Origin of the sequence: Streptomyces sp. NBC_00289 (assembly GCF_041435115.1) — a bacterium.
GTDB lineage: Bacteria > Actinomycetota > Actinomycetes > Streptomycetales > Streptomycetaceae > Streptomyces.
In genome coordinates this window covers 620,972-647,382 of record NZ_CP108046.1, presented here as the reverse complement: position 1 = coordinate 647,382, position 26,411 = coordinate 620,972, and the positions used below count along the sequence as shown (strand labels likewise).

Genomic DNA, 26,411 nt, shown 5'->3' with positions numbered 1-26,411 from the left:
TGCCTCCGGCACGGAAGGCAGCAGTGGTCTGCGGCCCCTCGCGGTATCTGCGCGAGGACTCGCCGACCGGCTGCGTGAGAAAGCCACCATCCGCCAGATCTCAGCCGAAACTGGGGATGCGTCCCGCTGAGTGGTGTAGGGGATCTCCGCGGTTGAGTGCGCGGGTTCTGCTCCCTGGGGTGCACCGTCTGCCGGTGTCTGCTCCCTGCTCAACTGGCAGGCCATCGTGCAACTGTCCGGAGTGGACGGGCAGTTCGACCCCAGGGGGTGCACGATGGCCTTGTCCCAGCAGGACCTACTTCGCCTGCTTGAGTCACTACGTTCGGCCGATGGTCTTGAATTCGTCCGCGAGGTCGCTGAAGGCTGCTGCAGGAACTGATCGAGGCCGAGGCCACCACAAAGATCGACGCCGAGTGGGGCGAACACACCGACACCCGCACCACCTGGCGCAACGGGCACCGCGAGAAGACGGTGACCACGCAGGCCGGCGACCTGGAACTCGCCATCCCGAAACTGCGGGCCGGAAGCTTCTTCCCCAGCCTCATCGAGCGGCGGCGGCGCATCGACCAGGCCCTCTACGCGGTCATCATGGAGGCATACGTCCACGGCGTGTCCACCCGCTCGGTCGACGACCTGGTCAAAGCCCTCGGCTCCGATGGACCACATCCGGTTCCCCTACCTGTTCCTCGAGGCCACCTATGTCAAGGCCCGCGTCGACCACCGCATCGTCTCGCAGGCGGTCGTCATCGCCACCGCCGTCACCCAGGACGGCGGCCGTAAGGTCGTCGGTGTCATGGTCGGCGACAGCGAGACCGAAGTCTTCTGGGCCCAGTTCCTGCGTCACCTGCGCGAACGCGGCCTGAGCGGCGTCCGCCCGGTCATTTCCGAAAGCCACAGCGGTCTGGTCAAAGCGATCCGCAAGGTCATGCTCGGCGCTTGTCGGCGTACAAGTGATCGTGGCCCTGGCAAGATTTTCGTGAAGCGGGAGTGTGCCTCCGTGCGCCGGTGACGCTCCGTCACGGGTAGCGGGACCGTCTGCGAGTGTGTGATGACCTCGTACGGATTATGTCTCCGCACCTGGATGTGGTGCGGGTGGAGCGGGTGTGGTCGGCGGGCAGCGTGGTCCGTATCGTGGCTCTGACACGCGAGTTGACGATGGCGTGTCCGGACTGCGGGCGCGGATCGACGCGGGTGCACAGCCGGTACTCCCGCACGCTGGCCGATGTCGCTGCCGGTGGACGCGCGGTGCTGATCACCCTGGCGGTGCGGCGCTTGTTCTGTGACAGTCCGAGCTGCGGCCGGCGGACGTTTGCCGAAGCAGGTAGAGGGGCTGACGGTGCGCTACCAGCGTCGGAGTCCGCTGCTGCAGCACCTGGTGGAGATGGCCGGAGTGCTGCTCGCCGGCCGTGGCGGGGCACGGCTCCTGCACATTCTGAAGGCGCCGCTGTCGCGGACGAGTGTGCTGTTCCAGCTGATGCGCATGCGGCTGCCGGCAGTCGCGACACCGCGAGTGCTGGTTGTGGATGACTTCGCGTTGTACGCGGACGTCTACGGCACGCTGCTGGTGGATGGCGACACGCGGTTGCCGATCGAGCTGTGGGCCGGGCGCGATGCAGAGCAGCTGGCCGTCTGGCTGCGTACGCATCCCGGCGTCGAGGTGGTGTGCAGGGACGGCTCGCTGGTCTACCGGCAGGGCATCACCGACGGCGCCCCGGAAGCGGTGCAGGTCAGCGACCGTTTTCACCTATGGCAGGGACTGTCGAAACGGGTCTCGGACATTGCCGCCGCGCACCGCGGCTGTCTGTCCGCCGCAATACCTGAATCCGAACCTGCCTCACCACCGCCGGCAGAACCATTCGAGACAGCTGACTCTCCTGCTCGCCGCCACGCCAAGCGGCTGTTCGAGGCGGTACACGCGGCCTCCCACTCCGGCCGCTCGCTCAGCGCGATAGCCCGCGAGCTGGGCCTGAACCGACGCACCGTTGCCAAGTACGCACGTGCGACCTCCTGGCAGGACTGCGCACGCCGCACTCCGCCCCGCCGGTCCACGAGCCTCGATCCGTACCTGGAGCATCTGCGTCAACGCTGGGAGGAAGGCGAGCACACCGCGACGGTGCTGCACCAGGAGATCGTCGCCAAGGGCTACGGAGGCCACTACCAGAGAGTCAAAATGGCCATTGCACCCCTGCGTCGCGGTCTGCCGATCGACACACCGCGCGAGCGGCCACCCTCGCCCCGCCAGCTCGCCCGTTGGATCACCACCACGCCGTCTCGGCGCAGCCTGCACGCCACCGAGGCACTCCGGCGGTTGCTTGAGCACTGCCCGGAGCTGGACCGAACCCACGACCTGGTGCGGCAGTTCGCGTCAATGCTCAGTGCTCGCGACGCCGCCCCACTGCCGGACTGGCTTGACCACCTCGCGGCCTCCCGCCTCCCGGCTCTGGACGGCTTGGCCAAGGCAATCCGCGAGGACCAGCACGCAGTCGTTCAGGGGATCACCACCCCGTTCAACTCCGGCGTCAATGAAGGCCGGATCACGGATCTGAAGCTTCAGAAGAGGATCATGGCTGGCCGTGCCGGAGTTCCGCTCCTGCGCCACCGCGTCATCCTCATGGCAGGACTCCGACGCAGCTACCCGTGACGGAGCGTCACCGGCGCACGGAGGCACACTCCCGCTTCACGAAAATCTTGCCAGGGCCGTGATCGTGCACCACCTCGTACGGATGAGGGTGCACCAAAGTTGATGCGGTGGCGGGTGGGTGCCGCGAGTCTTCTGTCGTCGGTTTCGGGGTGGCAGAGGGGCGGCTGAGGTGGTCTTGGACCCGCATCGCTGGCTGGAGTTGAGGCGGTTTCGCGGTCTGTACGAGGCCGGTGCGATGAGCCTGCGGGAGATCGCGAAGGAGACCGGGCTGAACCGTCGCACGGTCTCGAAGTACCTGTCGGGCGAGGCTCCCGTCGCGCCGCCGAAACGGACGGCCGAGAGACGGCAGCATCGGGCGGTCGACGAGGTCGCTCCGCTCATCGACGCGATGCTCAAGTCGGAGATCCTGCTGAGGGCATCGGTGATCCATGAGCGCCTGGCCTCGGAGTACCAGGTCACCATCAACTACCAGCGGGTCAAGATCTACCTCCAGGAGGCGAGGCCCCGGATCGCCGAGGAGCTCGGCATCAGCCCGGGTGAACTGGCGGGTCTGCACCGCCGGTTCGAAGTGGTCCCGGGCGCCCAGGCCCAGGTCGACTGGGGCGATGAGGGCAGGATCCTCGCCCACGTCGGGATTCCCAAGGTCTACTCGTTCCACATGACACTGTCGTACTCGCGCGATCCGTTCTGCTGCTTCACCACCGGCCAGGACCTGACGAGCTTCTTCGACTGCCACCGGGCCGCGTTCGCGCACTTCGGCGGGGTGCCGATGACGATCGTCTACGACCGCACCAAGACCGTCGTGCGCCGTCACGTCGCGCCGGGCGAGGCGGTCCCGCTGCACCCGGAAGCGGTCGCGTTCGCCGGGCACTACGATGGGCTGGCACCACGAATTCACCCTCGCCACCGACATACCGGTTTACTCCTGCGACCCGGCAAGCCCCTGGCAACGCGGCTCGAACGAGGACACAAACGGTCTGCTCCGGCAGTACCCCGACTTGTATTGGGGAGGGCGAGGGCGGCGTGTGGGAGCTGGAATCGCAGGATCACCAGGGTGGCGGTCACCCGATCGGTGAAAACCAGCTGATGGTCCGGGCCTCCGCCCTCAGCCCGCAGACGCTCGTGACCTAGACGTTCGCGCAGCCGGGCGTGCTTCCGTGCCATCCAGGACGCGGCCAACTCGGCGATGATCTTGCCGAGTTGATTCCGTGAGATGCGGGTGCAGAGACGATGCGAGCAAGCCGTACGGGCCAGGTATTGCGTCACAACAACACCAACCCGTACGGCTCACTGCGTGTCAGGGCCTGATCAGGAGTTGGTGTCGCACACCACGTCGTATGTCGCCTTCGTCGTGGACACCTTCTCCCGCCGCATCGTCGGCTGGTCAGCAGCCACCTCAAAGGAGACCCGCCTCGCCCTGGACGCCCTCGACATGACCCTGTGGCAGTGCGGCATAGATCAACACCGGTACTAGAAGGGCGATTTGATACACAACTCGGATGCCGGGTCGTGGGTTGTTACGGGCGAGTGGTCCATCTTGCTGAACTGGAGTTTCTGACGCCGAGGGCTTCAGCCAGTTCGCGGCGGTTGGTGACACCGAGTTTGGTGTAGCTGTGGTGGAGGTGGTTGTCGACGGTGCGCACGGACAGGGTCAGGGCTGCGGCAATGTCTTTGCTTGAGTGACCCGTTGCAGCCATCAGTGCGATCTCTCGCTCGCGGGTAGTGAGGGGAGCGGCGGCTTTGGAGGTGGCTAGTGGCGGGGTTCGGGCACCTTCGCAGCGGGTCAGGAGAGCGGATGCCCGTCGGGTGCTTGCGGCGGCGTTCCTGGCCAGACCGAGCCGGTGCCAGCCTGCGACGGCTGCCGTCGCGGCCTCGGCTGCCAGCAAATCCGCACCGATTTCCTCGAGTTCGTCGGCTGCCGTCAGGAGTTGACCGGGGTCGTCGGCAGCTAGCGCGGTGGCCAGGTGAGCGCGGGCGGGGGCGAAAGCCCCGTCGCATGTATCGGCCAGCTGGCTCAGGCGGGTGGTGACGTCTTTGGCGCCGCCCAGGCGGGCGATATCGGTGAGGAGTAGGGCTTCACCGGTGACGTGGCCCGTGTCCCTGGCGGCTTGGGCGGCTTTGGTCAGCACGGCCCGGGCTTTGGCCAGTTGTCCGCGAGCTGTCCACACCCAGGCCTGGCCCAGATGTACCTCTCCACTGGAGAGAGGGCCTGGGGGAAGGGGCGGGTAGGTGGTGAGCTCGGTTATAGCCGCGTCGGCAGCATCCAGATCGCCGAGCACAGCCGCACATGCGGCGATGCCGCTCAAAGCCGGCCGGAGCGCCTTGATGAGGTCGATGGATCGCGCTGCGGTGGCGGCCTCGGCCCACCATCGGCGAGCTGTTGTCGGGTGCCCGGCAAGCCACGAGGCGCGGGCGATGCAGAGCGCAAGCCAGACCCTCACGACTTTGTCGAAGTGGGGCAGATCGGCGTAGGCGCTCTTGCCGGCCTCGTATGCCTCCTCCAGCTGGCCGGCCTCGGTCAGTGCAAGCACCAGGGAAATCCGGTGGACGGACGGGTGGGAGACCAGGGCGTGTTCGTCGACTCGCCGGTGGACGGTGTGAGCGCGTTCCGCCCACGTCATAGCCTCACGCGTGCGACCTACCAGAGCAAGTCCGACAGGTTTCATCAGTGCTCCGCGCAGCCAGGCATCGACATCATGCTCATGATCGACGTCGGGTTGCATGTCGTCCAGCTGGTCCAGGCCTTTGTGGATCTGACCGGCGGCGATGCGCATGAAGCCCTCGTTGAGACGCAGCGTCCGGCGTCCCCGGGGGTCAGTGACCGACTCCAGAGCGGCGTCATTGACTGCGAAAGCAGTAGCCGTGGAGGTGTTGCTCCATAGCAGGTTCGCTGTCCGTACCAGAGTAATGGCCAATTGGTCTTGTTCCCCGACAGTCGTCGTGTCGATACCGGCCAGTATCGTCTCTGCATGGTCGCAGCGGCCCAGTTGGAACAGGGCTTCCCCAAGAAGCATCCGGCTGCTCGCCGAATGATGCTCATCGGGTATGGCCTGCAGCAAGGTGGTGACCTGCTGGTAGTCGTGTCCGCGGCGGGCCAGTACTGCGGCTCGAGCAAGCAGAAGAGGATCAGCGGTGCCGGTGGCGGAAAGGCGCCAGGCGGTCGTATGGAGTGCGTCGTCCCGGCGGCGAGCGCCGCGGCTCTCCGTGCGTTCGCTTTGCTGGAGCAGCAAGGCGCGCCGGCGCAGGGCGGGCAGACCAGCTCGGATGATTTCGCCGTACAGCGGGTGGGCCAGTGTGAGGGTGGTCCGACGCTGGTCCCGCGTAGTGCCGATCAGGCCGGCGAACTCCAGTTCGGCCAGTACCTGCGATGAGGCCATCGCTTCGGCGTCGCCCAGAGGCAGCGGCTCGCACAGTGCGATCAGTTCCAGTACAGGCCAGCCGTCCGGGCCCACGGTCGCCAACCGGCTCTTGATGAGTTCGGTCAATTGTGGTGTACCCGCCAGTGAGATCTCACCCAGTGCCCGTATCTCTCCGTCGTGGGTCAGGGCGCCTTTAGCGAGCGCGCCGTGAACCATTTCCCGCAAGTACAGAGCATTACCCCCCGAAACGGTATACAGCCGCTTCAGGGTTCCGTGTGTCACCGGGCCGCCCAGCACCGTCCGCAGCAGCACGTCAACCTGGTCTTCGTTGAAGGTTTCCAGATCCAGACGGTGCACCGCATCGCCGCGGGTCAGAGCGTCCACGGCCTCGCCAGCTGGCTCACCCGTACGGATGGTGGCGATCAGGCGGATCACGCCGATGTCCATCAGCTGCCGCAGCAGCATGGCCGAAGCCGCGTCCAGGAGCTGCAGGTCATCAACCCAGACAGCCCACCGGCGTGTGCGTGCGGGGCCGGACAGAGCGGAAGCGGCAGCCTCGAATCCGGTCACCGGGTCGGACAGGTCAACCTCGGACGGCACCAGATGTGCAATGGCTCCTAGGGGTACGGCGGCGGCGGCTGAACTGGCCGTCACTCGCGCTCCCCGAAATCCCTCGCTCACCGCCCGCGCCAGGCATTCCTCGGCTAGCCGCGACTTGCCCACTCCTGTGGGCCCGTGCACCGTGAACCCCTCGCATCGCGGATCACCCCACGCTTTCGCGAAGACAGCAAGCTCTGCATCTCGGCCCACAAATGGCCAAAATCGTCCCAAAACATCCGTCTCCACGAGTGGTCTCCGAGCAAGGTTGGACATGACTGATCCCGTGAAGGATTACGCACCACCAGCGGCCGCCGATTAAGCAATTGATACTCACTAGGCCTTTTCCAGCCCGGGTGTCCGGAACTCGAGAGCTGGCAACACCGCTGTTCAAGTGCACTGCGTGAGTAACCGGCAGGACGATTCCACATCCGAGGGTCTGTGGTTGTCGGCGACGGCTGAAGAGTGGTTCTGGATCACTTTTAGTGCCGGAGCCATGGAGGGTCACCACAACCGCGATCATGAACGGCCTCGCGCGGTGAGGAGGACCCGATTGCGGAGCAGGCCAAAGTTGGCGCGGATCTGACGCTTGATCATTGTTGTGGCCCTCGACGGCGCCGGAGCTGAGCCCGGAGACGACGGCGTCGAGGTCCTGGCCGAGGCCGATGACGAAGCTGTGCAGGGCGGGCAGGTCGTCAGCCTGCACGCGCCAACGATCAACTACGCTGACCACCGCCGCATGACAACCGGTGTCCACGATCAACGGTAAAGGCACGACCTGCTGTCCTGACCGGCCGCATCGGCATGCGTCGGCGATGGCGCACGACCTCGGCTTCGCCGACAGACAGTCCCGCGCAGAAAAATTGGGCCCCCACCCTTTCGACAGGGTGGGGGCCGCCACTCCTTCGGCATGCGCGACCGATGGAGTGTGGAAGTCCACCTCCCCGAGGGGGGGTAGGAAGGTGGACAAGGGCAACGGCGCACACCTCTACTGCGCCGAACACGTCGTTAGTATTTCTTGCTGCAGCTAGGCGTTGATGAGTAAGAGCTACTGGGTTGAAGTCGCCCTGCACTACCGACGCCGACGTGGGGACAGGGGTGATGCCGAGGCTCGGAAGCCCTTCAGTCGGTTGATGGCGCGCTCGACGGTGTTGCGTTTCTTGTAGCGCTCGCTGTCGAAGCCTGCGGGCCGGCCGCCTCGAGAACCGCGGTTGCGGCGGTGCCTTTGCTGGTCGAGGCGTTCGGGGATGGTGTGCGGGATTCCGCGTCGTCGCAGGTAGCGGCGATTTCGGCGCGACGTGTAGGCCTTGTCGGCCAGGACATGATCGGGCCGGGTGCGAGGTCGGCCGACTCCGACGCGGGGCACGGACACCAGCTGCAGGACGGGCTCGAGTTGTGGGCCGTCACCGTAGTGTCCGGGGGTCAAGAGGAAGGCGGGCGGCCGGCATCGTCCGTCGGCGGCGAGATGGATTTTGGTGGTGAAGCCGCCGCGGGATCGCCTCAGACACTCGCCGATCTGACCACCTCCTCCAACCGGACGGCCAGTTTCCGAAGCACCGGATCGACCTGGTTCGTCCCCCGGCGGATCCCCTTTTGAGGACCCGTGACGGGGGGCGCCTTCATCGCGCCGGCCGCGTGCTGGTGAGACCTCACCGCTGTGGAGTCGACCGACACGTCCCAGTCGATCCGACCCTCGGCATCCTCGGCGGCCTGCACCCGCGACAGCAGCATCTGCCAGGTCCCGTCCGCCGACCAGCGGCGATGACGCTTATAGACCGTCTCCCAGGGCCCGAAGCGCTCCGGCAAATCCCGCCACTGCACTCCCGTGCGCACGCGATACAGCACCCCGTTGATCACCCGGCGGTGATCGCTCCACCGGCCCCCACCCGCACCACCGCGAGGCAAGAACGACTCCAGTCGATCCCACTCCGCGTTCGTCAGGTCACCACGTCCCATGCGGTCGGTCCGGTGTGTCGTTGCCGGCGCGTCGGGCGCTCGCGGTGGAACGGGAGACAGTGTGTAGTTCCAGTCACCGTGGGAGGCGTTGGGTGTGATCGGAAGGGCGTGGAACTCGGCGGGTGTGACGCTGATCCCCAGGTCGTAGCTGCCAGTGTCCAGTTCGGCCCCGATGGTCAGGCCGGTCTTGGTTGTTGTGGCGGCGATGGTCTCGAGGACGACTGGTAGGTGGTCAGCGGCCGCCCCCGCCAGTTCGCGGTGATGTGACAGAACATCCGGTGCTCTATCTTGTTCCACTTCGAAGTTCCGGGCGGTAGGTGACAGACCGATATCTCCAGACCGCTTTCCCGTGCGAAGGCGGCCAGGTTGTTCTTCCAGGTCCAGCGGCGAGGGTCGTTGGAGCCGCCGGAGTCGGCGGTGATCAGGAGCCTGCAAGCATTCGGGTGGTCCGTCCGTCCGCGGTGCTGCCACCAGCGGCGGATGGACTCCACCGCGAACTCGGCGGTGTCGTGGTCGGTTCCGACATTGACCCATCCGCTGTTGTTGGCAATGTCGTAGATCCCGTAGGGGATCGCCATGGGCTGGTCGTTGGTGGTGAACGTGTGGCAGTCCACCTTGATCGCGTTCTTGCCCGGCCGTCAGGTGCGACCGGGCCGGTCCCGGTTACCGAGCCATTCCTTGGGCCTTGGTGTCAACGCTGATCACCGGCTGGGCCTCGTTGAGGAAGGCGGCGGCGGTGGCATTCAGGTGGGTGAACTGGGCATTGCGGTCGGGATGGCTGATGCCCTCTGTTGTCTTCGCGGTTCCCTGCAGGCTGTATCCCAGGGTATGCAAAAGGTGTCCGACGGTTGAAGCGCTGACAACCGTCTGGCCCTGCGTGGTGAGGGTCGAGGCCAGCGCCCGTAACGACAGCGTGGTCCACCGCAACGGGGAGACGGGGTCGCCTCGGGTGTGAGGCTCGATCAGCGACTCCAGCGCGGGCAGCAGACCAGGGTCGGTGTCTGTCAGCCTCTTGCGGCCGGCACCTGGAGCCCGGACCCGCAGGGTCGGTGACGAGCGACCGGCCAACTCGGCCATACCTCGCGCAATGGTTGCAGTGCTGGTACCGGAGGCGGCGGCGACCCGGACGATCCCGCCATGCCCGAGGGCCGTAGCCTCACTGGCCAGGTACAGCCGACGGCGGCGTTCATCGAAGTGCGGCAGGATCTGATGGATCTTGGCCCGCAGAGCACGAGCGGCAACGCCGTCTGACAGACACGGGGGCATATCTCAGACTCCCACCAACACCCCTCTGCCGAGCACTTATGAAATACGGGCCCCCGCGGTGCCGGAATACTGCCGCTGCACTCCCGCAGAGCGAGTGCCCTTCTTCAGGAAGCCCGTGTCGTCGACAATGAGCACCGGCTCCCGGTCACCGAGGTGGTCGACCACGTAGCGCCGTACATCGTCGAGGACCAGCGTCCCACTCGATCCGGTTCAGCATCCTCTGGATACGGTCCGGCCCGCCATGGCCCGCCTCCTCGGCCAGCGTCCAGCCGTTCTTGCGCTCAAGCGGAGCGATCAGCCCCCGCATATAGGCCAGCGCCGACTCCCGCGGCTCCGACCGGCTGAGCCGGTGCCCGAACCGCCCGTGCACCGCGTCCAACTCACTCGCCCACACACGCACATCAGCAAGGTCCCCACCCATAACCACACCAACGATCGAGCTGGCCAGCAGTCACGGTAGACGCCGTTGCAGTACTAGGGCTGGCCTAGCCTCAATACCAGTGACTTAGGGTGGTGGCTGGTAGGGTGCGTGGCGGGGAGGTGCCGGGATGCCACGGCCGGGTCAGGTGAAGCCGGAGACGGACGAGCGGTTGTCGGATCGCATCGCGGTCGGGCTGTTGACGCGGTCGTTCCCGCCGGAGCTGGTGGATCGGGTGGTGGCCCAGTGCGGGAGGTCCGGGCAGCGTAACCGGCTGCCGCCGCGCGTGGTGGTCTACTTCGTGCTGGCGATGTGCTTGTTCTCCGGCCAGGGCTACGAAGAGGTCGCTCGGCTGCTGACGCATGGGCTGACCTGGGCGAAGCGCTGGTCGGGGTCGTGGCAGGTGCCGACCACGGGGGCGATCTCGAGAGCGCGCGCGAGACTCGGTCCAGAACCGCTGAAGGCCCTGTTCGCCTCGGTGGCCCGGCCGTTGGCCACGGAATCGACACCGGGTGCCTTCTACGGCCGGTGGCGGCTGATGGCCATCGACGGCACAGTCTTCGACGTTCCGGACAGCCAGGAGAACGTGGCGCACTTCGGGCGCCCGAAGACCCACCGCACCCAGCGGTGTGCGTATCCGCAGGTGCGGGTGGTCGCGCTGGCCGAGTGCGGCACCCATGCCATCACCACGGCGGCTCTCGGCCCATGCACCACGTCCGAACTCGTGCTGGCCCGCGAGCTGTTCGGTCACCTGGGCGAGGACGATCTGCTGCTGGCCGACCGCGGCTTCACCGGCCTGGAGCTGTGGCGGGCGGCCTCGGCCGGCGGTGCGGACCTGCTGTGGCGCATCCGTTCCCACCAGGTGCTGCCGGTCCGCGAAGAGCTGCCCGACGGCTCGTACTTGTCAGAGATCGTCGCGGCCAGAGACCACCGCAAGCGTGCCGACCCGGAAATGGTGCGGGTGATCGAGTACACCCTGGACGATCCCGGGCAGGACGCCCCTTACCGGCTGATCACCACGGTCCTCGATCCCGATGCCGCCCCGGCCACCGAGCTGGCCGCCCTGTACCACCAGCGGTGGGAGTTCGAGAACACGCTGGACGAGCTGAAGACCCATCAACGCGGACCTGCCCAGGTCCTGCGCTCCCGCTCACCCGAAGGCGTCGAGCAGGAGGTCTGGGCACACCTGCTGGTCCACCACGCCATCCGCACCCTGATGCACGACGCCGCCGAGCAGGCCGGCCTCGACCCCGACAGGCTCTCCTTCACCCGGAGCATCCGCCTCGCACGACGCCAGGTCACCGCGCAGGCGGCCTTTTCCCCTGACCGTCTGACCGCCGCCCTCACCGACGGACTCCGCGAGATCACCGCGCGCCTGTTACCCACCCGCCGCAGACGCTCCAACCCGCGCGTGGTCAAACGCAAGATGTCCAACTTCGGCGTCAAACGCGACGAGCACTACACCTGGCCTCAGCCCACCCGGGACCCAGCAGACGCCATGACCATCGCCCCGCACTGGCGCACCGCCCCGATCAACCCGTCAACCAAAGCCCGACGAAGCTAGGTCACTAAGTCACTGGTATTGAGGCTAGGTCGACTGGGGCGACGAGGGCAAGGTCCTCGCCCGTCCCGCCAACGGGCATGCCAGGCATAGGCGGACTTGCATGAGACACGTAACCGCCGCGCGACCTGCGGCGGTGTCACCCCTTGCGCAAGTAACTCGGCAGCCTCGAACCGCACTTGTTCCCGCCGGGCCCGCTGCTTCGCGGTCAGGCCACCCCCATCGGGATACCGCATCCTCCAGGGATACACCCACCCACGACATCACCGTCACCCTAGTGCTGCATTCCTCATTGGATGTACACATATCGGCGTCGTAGTTGGCGGGTGGGCGGGGCTGGCCGGCCCCAGATCCAGGGGCGGGCTCGGGCGTTGAGTTGCCGGGTGGCCACGGCTGTGGCCTGGGTGATGTCGTCGGGGTTGGCGAAGGACCGTCCGGCCAGGGCGGTCTTGCGGAAGATCCGCCACCAGCCTTCCTGCAGGTTCAGCCAGCAGGCGCCGACCGGGATGAACGCGTGGTGGATGCGGGGGTGGTCCTCCAGCCAGGTCCGGGTGGACAGGCTGTTGTGGGAGGACAGGTTGTCGGTGACGATCCAGATCTCACCGGCCGGATTGGCGTCCTCGACCAGTTGAAGGAATTGCTGGTAGAAGACGCTGTTGCGGGAGGATGCGGCCATGGTGATCTGCTGGCCGTCCCGGATGCGTAAAGCCCCGTAGACCCAGGTCTTTTCTGGCCCGCAGCCGTAGTCGAGCTCGGACTTGATCCGGTGCCCGTCGGGTGACCAGCCCGGTGCGGGCGGAAAAGTGCGGGGGATCACCGGCCCCAGTTCGCCGGCGCAGATCACCGTCGCGCCGTCGGGTGGCTGGGTGTAGAGGCCGATGATCCGCGTCCTTTTCCCGCGAAGTCCGGGTCCTTTGAACGGGTCCAGGATCGGGTACGGCGCCAGCGCACCCCCTCGGCAACCAGGATCCTGCGCACCTGGGAGCGGCCGACCTCGATACCCAGCTGCCGGGCCTGGGCGGCCAGGGAGTCCAGCGTCCACTCGGCCGGCCCGGCTTCGTCGGCCGCCCACAGTTCCCCGCCCGGCTCCCACCGCAGCCGGCCCGGCGGCACCTGTTTGACCAGAGCGATGATCCGGGATCGCTCGGCCTCGGTGATCCGCCGCTTGCGGCCCTGCCCGCCCAGATCATCCAGCCCCTCCAGCCCGGAGCGGTTGAAGCGGTGCAGCCAGCAGCGGACCGTTTTCTCGCTGCAGCCCAGCTCCACCGCGATCGCCGGCACCCGCAGCCCCGACCAGCTCAGCTCGATCATCCGGGCCCGCATCACCACATCCCGCGGCGCCTTCCGCGCCCGCGACAACCGACGGACAACTGCCCGTTCGTCCTCGTCACAACCCGGCCGTGCCCATAACACCATGCCCAGCACCCGCCCCCGAGCACCATCAACTACCCCGCCACCAAGACATATACCCAACCAAAGCGGAATCCAGCACTAGGCAGAAAACCTCAGAAGCAAGAATGAGGATTGTCGAGGTCCTTGTTCCCGCTGAAATCAGAGGCACTTCCCAGGTGAAGCACTCTATCGGCTCCTACCCGCGTGTCCGTGTCCAGGACGACGGCCGTCAGGTCGTCTTCCAGGCCGGGTCGGTCCTGCTCGTCGAAACGGTGCGCAAGAGCGGTCTCGCCCAAGCCATGTCCCAGGCCCTGGCTCCGTGGCGGAAGCCGCGGGCCGTCCACGGTCCCGGCAAGATCCTCCTGGATATCGCCCTTGCGGTCGCTCTGGGCGGCGGCTGCCTCGCGGATGTCGCGATGCTGCGGTCCGAACCGGCCCTCTTCGGCCCGGTCGGCTCCGACCCGACCGTCTCCCGCCTGATCGACACCTTCGCCGCATCCTCCGCCTCGCCCGTCACTGCCCTGGACCGGCGAGATCACCACGGCTCTTGAACAGCTCCCGCTCCTGCCCGGCCCCGGCTGACACACAACCACCGTCCCTGCGACAGCATCACCCGCCCCGGGCAGTGGAACCCGGCGCCCACCCGACGCGACAGCCGGGCCACCGGCCCGCCAGCCCGCTCCGGAAAGGGAAAGGGGCCCACCGATTCCGTCGGCGGACCCTCAAGAAAGATCGAGGCTAAGTAACAACTACCCAAACCATCGCCACGTTCCTAGCGTCTTCGCAAGCGTATGGAGAAATAAGATCTCTCAGCAGTTTCACCAATTCTTTCATCACTACTTGGAGACCTCATGACCTTCCGAAAGGTCCTTGCCCTGGCGGGAATCAGCCTCACTGTGGCTGCACTGGCCGCTGTGCCGACCAGTGCAGCCTCCGCTGCCCCGATGAAGACCAGCAGTGTGACCTTTTCCGTGAAATTCGAAGTTCGAGACGACGACAGTTCGATCTGGGGGCCTAGTTTCGACCATGCGTACTCCGGCAGCAATAAAGCGTACGCTGTGAATTCAATAGTGCCTCGCGTTTACGACCACCTCGGGATGTCCTCAGAGTGCGCTGGGGATGAGGTCAGTGGAGAGCTTCACCCGACAGTCATACAAACGGACGTTGCCGGATCGGTTAACGTTTCCTCTGTATTGCAGCTGTTTGAGGGCAGCCGATGCTGGAGTATGGATATGGACGGGTGGACAAAAGATCCGCGCGTCTTCCATTTGGCTCCCGGTGCCAGTCAGAGCTACTCACAGACGGTGCGGAATACCTCTGAGGGAACCCTGGACATGGTGAAAGCCACCGTGACGGTCCACAACTCGGTGTCATAATTGCGGGCCTGTGGTGTCGAGGAAGCCGATCGTCTCAACGCATGTGATCATACCGGGAAATGGCATCCACTCAGCAATTCCGTGAAGGTCGGATACGTCAGGTAGCTGTGATTGCTAGGCATCATTGTGCGACGTGATGGTGATCAGGTCGCGAAGAGTTTCTGCAGACGCTCGGCTGGAGTTCTCCAGCCGAGCGTTCTGCGTGGGCGGCAGTTTAGCCTCGCGCTTTCACGAGGTGGGTGTCCGAGGCTTGATAAAATAAGCGGAGAATGCTCCTGACCTGCCACGATGGGACTTGTAGGGGGTTTTGTTGGCTGCAGGGAAAGAAGCACTCTCCAGGTGAAAAATCGTATCGGGTCGCGTATCCGCATAGAGGGCGGCGGCCGGGCGATGGTCTCACAGGCCGGGGGCGTGCTGCTGGTCGAGACCGTCCGCAAGGCCAGCTTGGACACCTCGATATCAGCTGCGCTAACGCCGTGGCGGAAGGCTCGAGCGATGCATAATCCGGGCAAGATCCTGCTGGACGTGGCCCTGGCGGTCGCGCTGGGCGGGGACTGCCTCGCGGATGTCGCCATGCTGCGGGCCGAGCCGACCGTGTTCGGGCCGGTGGCCTCCGACCCGGCGGTCTCCCGCCTCATCGACACCCTCACAGCCTCCGGAGAAAGGCCTTGCGGGCCATCCGTGCCGCGCGGGCTGAAGTTCGTCAACATGTCTGGCGGTTGCCCGGCCGGGAAGCGCCTGATGCGGGCGGGACGGTGACAATGGACCTCGACGGGTGTTGGTGATCGCGCACTCGGAAGAAGTACCGGCGCGGGCGCCGGACCCTGATCCGCACCGATTCCGCAGGCGGCACCCACGACTTCGTCGCCTGGCTCGCTCAGCGGGGACGGTGGCCGTCCTTACTCGGTCGGCATAGTGATCACCGAGGCGATCCACCAGCATGTGCTGAAGGTTCCGGCATCGACCTGGACGGCGGCCGTCGAGGTGGACGGCGAGATCCGTGACGGCGCCTGGGTCGCTGAACTGATCGGAGACGTTCTGGACGGCTGGCCGGAGGGCATGCGGCTGATCGTCAGGAGGAACGGCCGCACTCCTGGGCGTTGGGGCGCACGGTGCTGACGGCATGAGGCTGACCTGTTTCGCCATTAGCCTCGATCTTTCGTGATGGTCTGCCGACGGAGTCGGCAGACCATTTCGCGTTCCGTGGCTGCTTGCGGGCAGGCCGGTAGCCCGACTGACGTGTCGGGTGGGCGCGGGGTTCCACTGCTCCGGAGACGTGGTGCGGCTCGCAGGGACGGGAAAGCTACTGGTCAGACTGGGTTGCAGTTGGTCGAGCGTTCGAGGGCGCTGGCGACGATATGAGTTCATGGCCAGTGGCGGGCGAGGCGGAGGATCTGGCGGCGGCCGGTGGTGACGAGCTGGCCGGCCGAGCTGAACAGGCGGAGCCGCAGGCGGTGGGGCTCCCAGAGCCTGGCCTGGCCGTTCAGTGCGAGCATCGGCATCCAGGCCAGCAGGTCGAGCGCGATCTGGACGATCTCCAGCCAGACCCTGTTTTGCGCGGTGTCGTGCAGGGGCAGGTTCCGCAAGCCGGTCGCGCGGGCGGCCCGGATACGGTCCTCGGCCCGGGCCCGCAGGCGGTGGCGGAGTTCGAGCTCGGCGATGGGCCGGCCGGTGGTGTTGGTGGCGAAACACGTGATCCGCATGCCGTCGGCGTCTGTGATCCTCAACTGCGCACCGGGATGCGGCCGTTCCTTCCGGACGATCAGCCGCATGCCCTTCGGCCAGCCGTCGAGCATGCCGCCGGTGAGTTCGGCGACCCAGGCTCCGTCGCGGATCTCTCCATCGGCCTCGATGGCCGGCGTCCATGCCGCGAGCGGCACTTTGAGGACGGCCTGGTGGACTGCGTCGGTGATGGTCATGCCGACCGAATACGACAGCCACCGTCCGCGTTGCGCGAGCCAGGCCACGAACTCGTGGGTGCCACCCGCGGAGTCGGTGCGGATCAGCGTCCGGCGCCCGCGCCGATAGGACTTGGGCAGCTGGGCCAGGGCCAGCTGGGTGGTCGTGATGTGATCGGCGGCGGTGTCGCTGCCGGCGTTTCCGGGCCTGAGCAGAACGGCCACCGGCTCGCCGGAGCCGCCGGTCCCGTGATCGACGAAGCCCATCAGCGGGTGGTGGCCGAAGGCCTTCTTCAGGTCGCAGCCGTGTCTTCCTTGTCGGAGTGCGCGATCACCAGGACGCCGTCCAGGTCCACGGTCACAGAACCGGTCGCATCCGGCGCCGTCGGCCCGGCCAACTTCCATACTTGTTGGCGCACTTGGGACCGGGCATTGCGGATCGCGTTCAGGGTTCGCTGGCCACCCGCTGCGAGCGTGTCGATCAGCCGGGAGACTGTCGGATCCGAGGCCACCTGCCCGAACACGGCTGGCTCGGCCCGCAGCATGCCGATGTCGGCCAGGCAGTCGCCGCCGAGGGGGACCGCGAGCGCCACATCCAGCAGGATCTTGCCGGGATCGTGCACCGCCCGCGGCTTGCGCCAGGGGGCCAGAGCCGCCGATATCGCAGTATCCAGGCCCGTTTTGCGGACTGTCTCCACCAGCAGCACGGTCCCGGCCTGCGAGACCACTCCACGACCACTGCCCTCAACGCGGACACGCGGGTACGACCCGATACGCTTCTTCACCTGAGAAGTGCTTCTTTCCACGGAACGATCTGGACCCTCGACAAGTCCTATCGTTCCAGGTCAGGAGCACTTCTCGCGTTTGTGATCAAGCCTCGGACAGACCACCTCGTGAAAGCCCGAGGCTAACACCTCGGGCCGGCCGATCGCTGGGCTCGTGCTCCCTCACCGGCTGCGGGCCCGGGCCGAGGACCGCATCCGCGCCGCCCGCGCCACCGGTCTGCGCAACCTGCCCCTGCACCGCACCGCCCAGAACCGGATCTGGCTGGAGATCATCCAGATCGCGCTCGACCTGCTGGCCTGGATACCGATGCTCGCCCTGACCCGGCAAGGCCAGGCTCTGGGAACCCCGCCGACTACGGGCTCCGCCGGCGAATCCTCCGCCTGGCCCGGCACAGGCCCTGGACCGGTCACATTACCGCAGCCCTTTACCGGCTCACCCAACTGCCCGACTTGGCTGACCAGCGGATTCCCCGTCCCTACGACAGCACCTCAACAGCCGGAGCAGTGGAATCCGGCGCCATCCCGAGGCAACACTCGGGTCTTCGGCCTGTACAGCCTCAGCCCACGGCACGAAACGGTCCACCGACTCCGTCGGCGGACCGTCACGAAACTATGCGGGTTTATAGGATGGCGATGGTTCTGTTGCTTATAGCGCCCGGAAAGGGCAAATGAGTAGGATCTACTCTTCTGTTAAAGGTTTTCATGTTGGTTTGGTAGTCAAGGAATATCTCAAAGTGGCAGCATGCGTGCAAATCAGAGGTAAAGGAGTCGCCCGATGCCCTGCGTCGAAGTCTGGTTGGCAGTAGTGGTGCCTTTCGGAGGCGCTCCTCGCAAATTAAATCACTCCGCCTTTCGGTGTGGAGCATATACTGACGGCTTCGCTTTTTGAGCGACTTCACATCACTGTCGTGACTTGCCCACCTTGTTTGCCGATCCGTGATTCAGTTTGTCGAGATATGAATCTAATTAATCATGCTATCAAGCAGGCTCTTCGGTCAGATTGCCGGCATAAACTTGGTGCAGTGGTTGCATCAGGAGGGCGCGTTCTATCCAGTGCCCCAAATCGTCGCCGAAATAGCCCCTCCATAGACTTCCGGAATGCGACCTTTCATGCTGAAGAGGCCGCCTTGCGTCGTTTGCGGGACGCCGCCAACGCAACCGTTTATGTGGCTCGGGTTGATAATCGGGGTGTAACTCGCCTGGCCCGCCCATGTTTGCGGTGTCAGGTGATGCTTTTGCAGGCAGGTGTGCGTCGTGCCTATTTTACTGTGAGCCCGACCGAAATTGACCTTCTTGATTTTCGGTGAAAATTTTTCGCGTGCCTCGGCTTTTTGGTTATTGCCCGACCTTGAGATAGTCATTAGCCGCACGCGTACATAAAAGGAGCGTAAATTTCGCAAATGTGGTCATATTTCACGGGGCTGACGGCTAAGAGGATCACAGAGATGCCGATCGAAAAGTTGGCCTTAGTGACCTTGCGAGACATTTCTATAAATGCGACTGGCGGGATGTCGGTCGATAACTGGGCCCGCAGCGTAAGGAGGATATTGAAGAAGGATAGAGATGCAATGAGGGCTGTAAGTGAGGCCTTGGCGTGGCTTTATAATTCGATGTATCTTGTGCGGGACTTGAATGTGACGACTGAGGGAGAATGGGCACTCATCAGTAGAGCAGGAAAATTGTGGATGGAGAAAAGTAGTCTGCCAAAATGACACCTTTTGAACGCAGGCCATGAGGGTTATTCGCAAGCCCACGGGGAGGCTTCCACCCCTTGGTAAACAGCAACGACCCCGCTCGGTAACCTGACGAGTTCACACAGGACAGGTGTTGCCGGGGCGGGGTCGTTGAGCTGGCAGGTTACAACCCAGGGCCCCGGCGAGTGCCTGGATCGTCCCGGTCTGGGGTGTTGATCTCGGTGGTGGGCCCCGGAAGCAGGTGAACACGGCACCTGTGGATCATGTAGTTCTCTACGCTGCAAGATCCACGAAGGTGCCGTGTTCGTTTCTCCATCATCCCTTGTCGCTGTCCCCGTGCCTTGTGCGCCCTGCCTGGAAGCCCTCGGCGAGGGTGCCGCCAAGGAGCAAGTGCGCTGCCTGGTCGCCGAGTTCGAGTCGGTCACCGATCCGAGAGGGGCTTGCGGAGTGCGGTACCGGCTCTCCTCGCTGCTGGCCCTGGTGGTCTGCGCGATGACCCCGTCCGGCCACGACTCGATCACCGCGGCGGCGGAGTGGTGCCGACGTGCGGCGCCGGAGGAACTGGCCGCCTTCGGCCTGCCCTACCACCCACTCCTTGGCCGCTACCGGGTGCCGAGCGAGAAAACCCTGCGCAGCGTCCTGGGGCGACTCGATCCCGGTGAGATCGGCGCGGCCGGTTACGACTACCTTCGGCCTCTGCTGTCCGCACAGCCCCGCCGGCCGGAGCCGGTGATGCCCGACGGTGGCACCGAACGTGAACAGCGCCGGGCTCACCGGGCGGCCGCCCGCGCCGAGCCGGTACGGCTCCGGCGGCGGGCGATCGCGGTGGACGGCAAGTGCCTGCGCGGCGCGAGGCGCCCGGACGGCAGCCGCGTCTTCGTCCTGTCCGCCGTCCGTCACGGCGACGGTGTCATCTCGCCTCCCGCGAGATCGGCGCGAAGACCAACGAAATCCCCGAGTTCGCACCTCTCCTCGACCAGATCGACGACGCGGATCTCACGGGGGTGGTCGTTACCGCCGATGCCCTCCACGCCCAACGCGACCACGCCATCTACCTGCGCGAACGCGGCGCTCACTACCTGCTGACCATCAAGAACAACCAGCGCGGCCAGGCCCGTCAACTCCACGCCCTGCCCTGGAAGGAGATCCCTGTGATCCACCGCGACGACGCCCGGGGCCACGGCCGTCACGAGCAGCGGCTCGTGCAGGTCGTCACCGTCGAGGGCCTGCTCTTCCCGCACGCGGCCCAGGTCCTGCGGATCCAGCGCCGACGCCGTCTCTACGGGGCGAAAAAATGGTCCAGCGAGACCGTCTACGCCATCACCGACCTGCCCGCCGAGGAAGCGAACGCAGCCGAGATCGCGTCCTGGGCTCGCGGGCACTGGACCGTGGAAAATACCGTCCACTGGTGTCGAGATGTCACTTTCAACGAGGACAAGTCCCAGGTCAGAACCCGCAACGCGCCCGCCGTACTCGCTACCCTCCGCGACCTGATCCGCAGCGCGCTCAAGCTCGCCGGCTACGTCAACACCGCCGCCGGACGACGAGCCCACACCGAGCGCCCCCGCGTCCTCGCCCTCTACGGCATCACATAACCAAACCGGACGATCCAGGCACACGCCGGGGCCCTGGGTTACAACCGGGTTGGATGCGGAGCAATTGACCGAGCTCGTGGGTTATTCATAAGCCTCACCAGGAGGTTCGGAAGAACGCGAGTGCGGTGATGGTGCGGACGATGCTCGGGAGGGTGTCGAGTGGGCCGCGGTAGCGGGTGGCGAGGATCTTCCAGTCCTTCAGGTGTGCGATCGCTCGTTCGACGGCGGCGCGCAGGGTGCTGATGGACTCTGGTGCCGATATAGCCGAGGTCACCCATCGTCTCGCGGTCGGCGAACAGACCGGGGAAGCCCGATTCCCGCCAGGCGCGGATGTCGTGCCAGGACCCCGGAACGGGGGCGGAGACCGCGAGCAGGCCGCCGTCCAAAGTGGCGGCGATCTGCAGGTTGAACCCGGTGTCGCAATGCTTGCCGCTGAACAGCTCGGTGCCCCGGCCCGCCCAGTCCCAGGTGGTAACCAGCGTGCCGTCGACCAGCACCACCTTCCCCGTGCTCGCCTCCGCCGGGTCGGGGACGAACTCGGCAAGGACCTGCTCCAGCAGCGGCCCGAGCAGAGCGAGCCGACGTGAGACGGTGGACTGGCTGCAGCCGAACAGCTCGGCCGCCGCCTGCTGGACTGGGTTCTGCCGCAGCAGGAACAGCGCCATCACCACTGAGCTTGTTCAGCGGTGAGTCTCCAGGGTGAGGATGGCTTTGGTGATTGACGTGATTGCGGTGGGGTGGCAGCGCGCTTTGCGGAGGATGCGCCAGGTCTTGATCTCCGCGATGGTCCGTTCGACAGGCCAAGGGAGTCGGGAGTGGGCCCGGTTGACGCATTTCTGCTTGAGTGTGAGGTCTTTCCCGGGTTTGCGTCGGTGCGGGACGGCGACGATGTCGCCGGCGCCCTGGTAGCTCCGGTCCGCGATGACAGGGATGCCGAGACGGATACAGGTGGCGATGATCCGGTGTCGGCGGGCCGCGGTGAGATCGTGAGTACGACCCGGCAGAGCAGGCGAAATCCAGACGAGTGTTCCATCTGGTGCTATCCACGACCTGTAGGTTCACGCCGTGCTGGCGTGTTTGCCCGAGTAGTCCGCGCGGCCGTCGCCGGTTCGGTCGCATTCGGCGAGTGTCCCGTCCAGAAGAACGTACCGGGTGTCGGCCGATCTCAGGGCCGCTGTCAATCCCGGTGCAAGATCGGCCAGAAGTGCCACGACCGCGTGGACATGGGCGTGGGCGGTGCCAAACCGATGCCGAAACCGGCCGCGAGCTGTCGCAGGGTGTCGTTCTTCCGCAGGTACACCAGTGCGACCAGGGCCCGCCGCGACGGGGACAGCTTGCATCTTCGGTCACCCTCCCGGGTGACGATCAGCATCGTCAGCCACTCCACGAGGGGATGCGGGACATCGAGTACGGCACGATAAGGAACCAACAGAGCCCCAAGGCTGAAGAGTTGAGCGTAGACACCTCGCTCAACAGCCCTGGGGCTCTGCCCGTTCCGCCCTCACCACACGTCACCCGATCAGTGGCCGAACTGAACAAGCTCACTGACCAGTACAGCCCCAGCACGAACGGCCGTCCCCGCGAGACCCGCCCGCTGCCGCCAAGCGCCGTATGCACCCGAGCCAGAGCTCGGTCAATTGCTCCGCATCCAACCCGGTTGTAACCTGCCAACTCAACGACCCCGCCCCGGCAACACCTGTCTTGTGTGAGAACTCCCAGGTTACCGAGCGGGGTCGTTGCTGTTGACCAAGGGGTGGAAGCCTCCCCGTGGGCTTGTGAATAACCCTCCTGGACTGTAGGTAATGTCTGCTCAGGTGTTGCACAGCCAGTCCAGTGCACGATGAGTAGATCGTGGAGGAGCATCCTGCTGATCTCAGCTGCTATCGTGCCTGCGGCTATTTGGGCAGGAGATCTATACAGAAGCCGCACCTGCCCCAGGAGGCCGTCAATGAGGAACCTCAGCTCCTTCGCCTGGAGCTCCTGGGCGGCAGCTTTTGCCGCATTTGAGACGTACACCCTGGTCAGTGATCGGAGCAACGACACGCTGAGCGAAACGACACGCCGGCTGTTCCGTATTCGGACTTCAGAGATCGGCCGCGCCCTCTTCACATTCGGCTGGGTTGGCTTTTCTGGGTGGTTTCTCTTCCATATCCACACCGTGGAGGTCGCACAGTCCGAATTCTCCCCCGGTCGACGACTAGCATCGCCAGCACTACAACAGACCGGTCCGCCGCTGATTCAGGCGGCGAGACCAGACCCTCTCCCGCTCCCAGTGCAAGGCTCCGCAGTCCACCGCCCGTGACTACTCAGGTGCTTGATTGCGCGTGAGCGGGCGGCAGCCAGACGTTTCCGGCGAAGAGGTCGCGGAGGACGTTCATGGGGTTGAGGCCTTGTTTGCGGGCGGTGGAGGGGGAGGAGCGCACGAGGAGCCAGCGGTTGGCGCTGTCGGGGGTGCGCCAGCCGCGGAGAGCTTCATCTGGATTTTGATCATGCGGATGTCCTGTTCGGCCTGGTTGTTGGTGAAGGGCAGTCAGGTCGTGCAGGGAGCGCAGGATGTCCTCGCGGCGGCGTGACAGGCGGTCGACGAGCTGCCGGGCGAAGATCTTCTTCGTTTTCGGTGGCGGGTCGGGGTTGGCGGGTCGCAGGTCGGTGGGTAGGCCGAAGAGGTCCAGGGGTGCCTTGTGGGGTGACAGGGCGATCTGGCGCTTGGCGTCCGCGATGGAAGTGCCCATGGTGCGGAGGTAGTTCATGGCCACCGATCGCAACGTCGAGGCATTCTGCGGGCCGTGGCCGCTGCGGATGCGCGAGGGATCCTCGCCGAACGTCACGTCCCGCACATAGTGGATCTTGTTTTCCACGCCCCAGTGGCCCCTCGCGTACCGCCCGAGCATGTCCGGGGCCGCCTCGGACGCCGACAGGTCGGTGATCAGGTAGACCGTCTCCCGCGTCCGCGTCCGCGTGCCCGTCGCCCGGTCGGCGCGGTGTCGGGTGACCCGGGCGACCTGCTTGACGTGGGGAAACACCAGGGATGTCCAGGTCACCGCCTGCACCACCCGCGTCTCCAGCCGGCCGTGACCCACCTCGCTCTCCTTGTGCCGGGCCGTCACCTCGCTCCACGGGATCGACCGGCACGCCTCCCACAACGCCGGCTGGTTCCGCTTCACCACCAGCACGAAGTGCGCGCCCCATCTCCTCCACCAGTACCTTCGCCGTCTCCACCTGCGTGTGCAGTGCGTCCGCCGTCACCACCACCCCACCCCATGCAATCGAGCACCGACAACAACGGCGCCAGCGCCGGGATCTCGTTGCTCTTGTCCGCCACCCGCTGCTGCGCGACCAGCGCACCGTCCTGCGCCATCGCACCGATCACCGTCACCGCGGCCGACTCACTGCTGCCAAACCCGCGAAGCACCTTTCCGTCCACCGCCACCGTCTCCAAGTCGAACCCGCGCACCCGCAGCAGCACCTCCAGACCCGCCGGACGCGCCAGCGTCAAGGCCCGTCGCAGCGTGTCCGCACTCGGCGTACGCACCAGCCGGAAGGGGCCCCACGGACGCAGCCCCAGCCGCAGCAACTCCACCGGCCCGGCGGCCGCCGCCCACTGCGCCATCGCCCGGTACGAGCCGAACCCGGCCACCGTCGCGCACAGCGTGACCAGCAGCAACGACCCCAGCGAGAAGCACCGGCCCCGAGGATCACGCGGGTCTCTCACCTCGGCCAATCGCCGCAACAGCAACGTCCGCTCCGACGCGACGGACATCGACTCCATAACGGGCACACACATGGCAGACTGACGATTCACCGAAGCTCCGTAGGCACAGGGCGACTTGCTAGGTCACCTCGCTCAACGGAGCTTCGGTCTTCCACGTCACAGACCGCTCACCTGCGGAAAGGTCTCAATCCCGGACCTTGCGTCAGCCCTGCCCCCAGCCCCCTCACTCATGCCCGAGCACGGGAAAGCTCCTCAGCTCCGTCACGGTTCCCCGGGCCAGCTCCGTGGGGTCAGCCAACGAATCGAGCTGGTTGCCGTCAGGCCAGGGTGTTCTTCACGGTGACGGTCGCTTCAACCTTATCCTGGCCGCTCTCGAACATCATGTTTGTCTTCATCTGAACGAGTAGGTGCCCGTCTTCAGAGTGAGGACGAGGTTGGGAGCGGAGGACCAGCCGTCCACATCGCTTGAGTAGCAGCTGCCTCCCTTATAGAGATCGAGATAAGGCGAGAACAGGATGGTGCCCCCGTTGTCGTACTGGCTGATGCAGCCGTATACGTCACCATGCACTTCGTTACCGGCGCAGGCAGCAGACATCGAGTTGACGTCAGCCAGGGCCGGAGTGTCTTTACCGACGAGGAACGTCTTGGTGCTCGTGCCGTAGGCGTGATCGAAGCTGGAACCGAAAATCGTGCTGTCGTCATCGACAGCATGCCAGTTCACCGTCACGGTCACCTTGTTCACCATGCTGGCCGCGGACGCGCTGCCCACAGGCAATGCAATCAGGCTGGCAGCGGCTGCGGCGGTGCCAGCGAGAGCGAGCGCCTTGCGCAGTCCAGACATATCAATCTTCCTTCTCGTAGGACCCCATGGTGCAGGGCTTCGGCGTAGTTGTGTGACGCCCGTTTTGTGATCATGCGAGGCCGAGGAGTGCGAGCGGGCGGCGGGGGTCACGGGCGTTGCGGCGAAGACCTGCCGCGATGTTCTTCGCTCCGGCTGCCCGGAGTGCCCCGATAGCGAGGTTGCGCCAGGTGGCCATCGTGCGGGGCGCGTTGCCGGTCCGCAGCTGAGAGGCGTCCTCGGCGAAGGTGGTGTCGCGGACGTGGTGCAGGGCCTCGATCGTCCAGGGGTCGCGGATGAGACGGGCGAGCGGGTCCGGAGTGGCCTGCTCGGCGGTCAGGCTGGTGACGGCGTAGACCGTCTTGACGGTGGTCTTGCCGGTCTTGCGGTCGGTGCGCCGGCGCTTGATCTGGACGGCCTGGCGGGCTCCGGGGAAGAGGAGGCTGTTCACAGTGGCGACCTTGATCCGGCGGATCTCCGAACGGCCGTGGCCGGTTCCCGGGTGCGTCCCTGAAGCGGGATGTCCTTCCAGGGAAGGGACTTGAGCTGTCGGCGCAGCTTCTTCTGGTTGCCCTTGACAATCACGATGTAGTGGGCAGCTCGGCCGAGGAGGTGGTCGGCGTGCTCGCGCTGGGTGTGCATGGCGTCGCTGGTCACGACGACTCCTGTCAGGTCGGCGACGGTGTCCAGCAGCGGCTGGAAGCAGGTTATCTCGTTCGTCTTCTCGCCGACGTCCAGCTGGGCCAGGACCAAGCCGGTGGCGTGTTCCAGTGCGGCGAGCAGGTGGATCTTGCGGCCGTTCGCTTTTGCCGCGCCGCGCAGGCTTTTGCCGTCCACTGCGAGGCCACGCAGCCCGGTCGCCTTCGGGAGACGGTCGGCGAGCCAGCGTCCGACTGCCCCGTCCAGCGTGTCGCCGTCGATGCGGGCCAGCAGTCGGCGGACCGTGCTCTCGGCGGGCAGGACCCGCCTGGGCAGAAGCGGATCGGGGTTCGCACCGACCTGTTCGAGCACATGCCCAGGGGCATCGGCGATCCATTCGCCGACCGCCAGCAGTGAGGTCGCTCCGGCCAGCACCGCGCACGCGGTGAGAGTGAGCACGACGGCTAGGCGGTGGCGCACCCCGCGTGGGTCACGCGGGTCTGGCACCTCGGCCAGCCGTTCCAGCAGGCCCGGGAGCTCCTCGGGTCCGACCTGCGGATTCTCGCGCAGTTGGTCAAGGGCAGGCGGGATCAGAGATGATGCGTCGGCAGGCACGGTCTTCCACTTGGATCACGGGGCGTAGAGAACTCCATGATCTTGGAAGCCGTGCCTGTCACGTCCCGA

At 65.7% G+C, this 26,411-nt stretch carries 16 protein-coding genes and 14 pseudogenes; 14 read left to right on the top strand and 16 right to left on the bottom strand.

Translation table 11 applies throughout. The features are described from left to right. Nucleotides 1–274: 274 nt before the first annotated feature. The 6 genes and pseudogenes from OG985_RS03495 to OG985_RS03470 form a co-directional block, all read left to right on the top strand. Nucleotides 275–937 (top strand): annotated as a pseudogene (locus tag OG985_RS03495) (transposase); the annotation flags it as partial. A 128-nt stretch (nt 938–1,065) separates the two neighbouring features. Continuing rightward, nucleotides 1,066–1,224: pseudogene (locus OG985_RS03490) on the top strand (ISL3 family transposase); the annotation flags it as partial. A gap of 55 nt (nt 1,225–1,279) precedes the next feature. After that, nucleotides 1,280–2,641 (top strand): ISL3 family transposase, encoded by a 1,362-nt coding sequence (locus OG985_RS03485; protein WP_371666740.1) that lies wholly within the window; start codon nt 1,280–1,282, stop codon nt 2,639–2,641. A 169-nt stretch (nt 2,642–2,810) separates the two neighbouring features. Next, nucleotides 2,811–3,518: pseudogene (istA, locus tag OG985_RS03480) on the top strand (IS21 family transposase); the annotation flags it as partial. Between the two features lie 7 nt (nt 3,519–3,525). Continuing rightward, nucleotides 3,526–3,717: pseudogene (locus tag OG985_RS03475) on the top strand (IS30 family transposase); the annotation flags it as partial. A 218-nt stretch (nt 3,718–3,935) separates the two neighbouring features. Then, nucleotides 3,936–4,115 carry a hypothetical protein gene (locus OG985_RS03470; RefSeq protein ID WP_371674715.1) on the top strand — a complete coding sequence of 60 codons (180 nt, stop codon included), beginning with the start codon at nt 3,936–3,938 and terminating at the stop codon, nt 4,113–4,115. Nucleotides 4,116–4,158: 43 nt separating this feature from the next. Here OG985_RS03470 and OG985_RS03465 read toward each other — a convergent pair whose 3' ends face one another. Further along, nucleotides 4,159–6,873 (bottom strand): LuxR C-terminal-related transcriptional regulator, encoded by a 2,715-nt coding sequence (locus OG985_RS03465; RefSeq protein WP_371666739.1) that lies wholly within the window; start codon nt 6,871–6,873, stop codon nt 4,159–4,161. 313 nt (nt 6,874–7,186) lie between these two features. Here OG985_RS03465 and OG985_RS03460 point away from each other — a divergent pair, with 313 nt between their 5' ends. After that, nucleotides 7,187–7,366: a hypothetical protein gene (locus OG985_RS03460; protein WP_371666738.1), complete on the top strand. Its 180-nt coding sequence runs from the start codon at nt 7,187–7,189 to the stop codon at nt 7,364–7,366. Between the two features lie 303 nt (nt 7,367–7,669). Here the strand turns inward: OG985_RS03460 and OG985_RS03455 are convergent. The 4 genes and pseudogenes from OG985_RS03455 to OG985_RS03440 form a co-directional block, all read right to left on the bottom strand. Continuing rightward, nucleotides 7,670–8,553: pseudogene (locus tag OG985_RS03455) on the bottom strand (IS5 family transposase). 111 nt (nt 8,554–8,664) lie between these two features. Further along, nucleotides 8,665–9,131 (bottom strand): annotated as a pseudogene (locus tag OG985_RS03450) (ISAzo13 family transposase); the annotation flags it as partial. Nucleotides 9,132–9,216: 85 nt separating this feature from the next. After that, nucleotides 9,217–9,720 carry a hypothetical protein gene (locus OG985_RS03445; protein WP_371674247.1) on the bottom strand — a complete coding sequence of 168 codons (504 nt, stop codon included), beginning with the start codon at nt 9,718–9,720 and terminating at the stop codon, nt 9,217–9,219. A 150-nt stretch (nt 9,721–9,870) separates the two neighbouring features. Then, nucleotides 9,871–10,240: pseudogene (locus OG985_RS03440) on the bottom strand (transposase); the annotation flags it as partial. A gap of 127 nt (nt 10,241–10,367) precedes the next feature. On the opposite strand from OG985_RS03440, the pseudogene OG985_RS03435 reads away from it, so the two are divergent. Further along, nucleotides 10,368–11,561, top strand: a pseudogene (locus OG985_RS03435) (IS4 family transposase); the annotation flags it as partial. A 236-nt stretch (nt 11,562–11,797) separates the two neighbouring features. On the opposite strand, the gene OG985_RS03430 reads toward OG985_RS03435, so the two are convergent. From OG985_RS03430 to OG985_RS03420, 3 genes are read right to left on the bottom strand one after another with little or no spacing between them, the layout of a single operon-like run. Next, entirely contained in the window at nt 11,798–12,034 is a 237-nt protein-coding gene (locus OG985_RS03430) for a helix-turn-helix domain-containing protein (protein WP_371666737.1), read from the bottom strand. Between the two features lie 53 nt (nt 12,035–12,087). Next, nucleotides 12,088–12,642, bottom strand: a complete 555-nt coding sequence (locus OG985_RS03425; RefSeq protein WP_371666736.1) for a transposase — start codon at nt 12,640–12,642, stop codon at nt 12,088–12,090. Further along, a complete protein-coding gene (locus tag OG985_RS03420) occupies nt 12,639–13,121 on the bottom strand; it encodes a transposase (RefSeq protein ID WP_371666735.1) in 483 nt (160 codons plus the stop codon). The genes OG985_RS03425 and OG985_RS03420 overlap by 4 nt, the downstream gene beginning before the upstream one ends. 245 nt (nt 13,122–13,366) lie before the next feature. Here OG985_RS03420 and OG985_RS03415 point away from each other — a divergent pair. Both OG985_RS03415 and OG985_RS03410 read left to right on the top strand, forming a co-directional pair. Next, a pseudogene (locus OG985_RS03415) lies at nt 13,367–13,714 on the top strand (transposase); the annotation flags it as partial. A gap of 1,191 nt (nt 13,715–14,905) precedes the next feature. After that, nucleotides 14,906–15,710, top strand: a pseudogene (locus OG985_RS03410) (transposase); the annotation flags it as partial. Between the two features lie 220 nt (nt 15,711–15,930). Here OG985_RS03410 and OG985_RS03405 read toward each other — a convergent pair. Further along, nucleotides 15,931–17,249: pseudogene (locus OG985_RS03405) on the bottom strand (IS1380 family transposase). Nucleotides 17,250–17,373: 124 nt separating this feature from the next. Between OG985_RS03405 and OG985_RS03400 the strand changes: the two are divergent. From OG985_RS03400 to OG985_RS03385, 4 genes and pseudogenes are all read left to right on the top strand, one after another. Beyond that, nucleotides 17,374–17,699 (top strand): annotated as a pseudogene (locus OG985_RS03400) (transposase); the annotation flags it as partial. A 506-nt stretch (nt 17,700–18,205) separates the two neighbouring features. Next, entirely contained in the window at nt 18,206–18,556 is a 351-nt protein-coding gene (locus OG985_RS03395) for a hypothetical protein (RefSeq protein ID WP_371674245.1), read from the top strand. Between the two features lie 93 nt (nt 18,557–18,649). Beyond that, nucleotides 18,650–18,961, top strand: coding sequence for a hypothetical protein (locus OG985_RS03390; protein ID WP_371666734.1), 312 nt, complete (start codon nt 18,650–18,652; stop codon nt 18,959–18,961). Nucleotides 18,962–19,243: 282 nt separating this feature from the next. Next, a pseudogene (locus OG985_RS03385) lies at nt 19,244–20,538 on the top strand (ISAs1 family transposase). A 38-nt stretch (nt 20,539–20,576) separates the two neighbouring features. Here OG985_RS03385 and OG985_RS03380 read toward each other — a convergent pair. From OG985_RS03380 to OG985_RS03350, 7 genes and pseudogenes are all read right to left on the bottom strand, one after another. Beyond that, nucleotides 20,577–21,203, bottom strand: coding sequence for a transposase family protein (locus OG985_RS03380; RefSeq protein ID WP_371666733.1), 627 nt, complete (start codon nt 21,201–21,203; stop codon nt 20,577–20,579). Between the two features lie 15 nt (nt 21,204–21,218). Then, a pseudogene (locus OG985_RS03375) lies at nt 21,219–21,967 on the bottom strand (transposase family protein). Nucleotides 21,968–22,844: 877 nt separating this feature from the next. Continuing rightward, nucleotides 22,845–23,711 carry an ISAs1 family transposase gene (locus OG985_RS03370; RefSeq protein WP_371666732.1) on the bottom strand — a complete coding sequence of 289 codons (867 nt, stop codon included), beginning with the start codon at nt 23,709–23,711 and terminating at the stop codon, nt 22,845–22,847. Beyond that, the gene (locus OG985_RS03365) at nt 23,699–24,298 is read right to left on the bottom strand and encodes a transposase family protein (protein ID WP_371666731.1); all 600 of its coding nucleotides are present in this window, start codon (nt 24,296–24,298) and stop codon (nt 23,699–23,701) included. The genes OG985_RS03370 and OG985_RS03365 overlap by 13 nt, the downstream gene beginning before the upstream one ends. A 343-nt stretch (nt 24,299–24,641) precedes the next feature. Continuing rightward, nucleotides 24,642–25,091, bottom strand: a complete 450-nt coding sequence (locus OG985_RS03360; RefSeq protein ID WP_371666730.1) for a hypothetical protein — start codon at nt 25,089–25,091, stop codon at nt 24,642–24,644. A gap of 70 nt (nt 25,092–25,161) precedes the next feature. Next, nucleotides 25,162–25,539 (bottom strand): hypothetical protein, encoded by a 378-nt coding sequence (locus tag OG985_RS03355; RefSeq protein WP_371674714.1) that lies wholly within the window; start codon nt 25,537–25,539, stop codon nt 25,162–25,164. Beyond that, nucleotides 25,536–26,342 carry an ISAs1 family transposase gene (locus tag OG985_RS03350; RefSeq protein WP_371666729.1) on the bottom strand — a complete coding sequence of 269 codons (807 nt, stop codon included), beginning with the start codon at nt 26,340–26,342 and terminating at the stop codon, nt 25,536–25,538. The genes OG985_RS03355 and OG985_RS03350 overlap by 4 nt, the downstream gene beginning before the upstream one ends. Between the last annotated feature and the right edge of the window lie 69 nt (nt 26,343–26,411).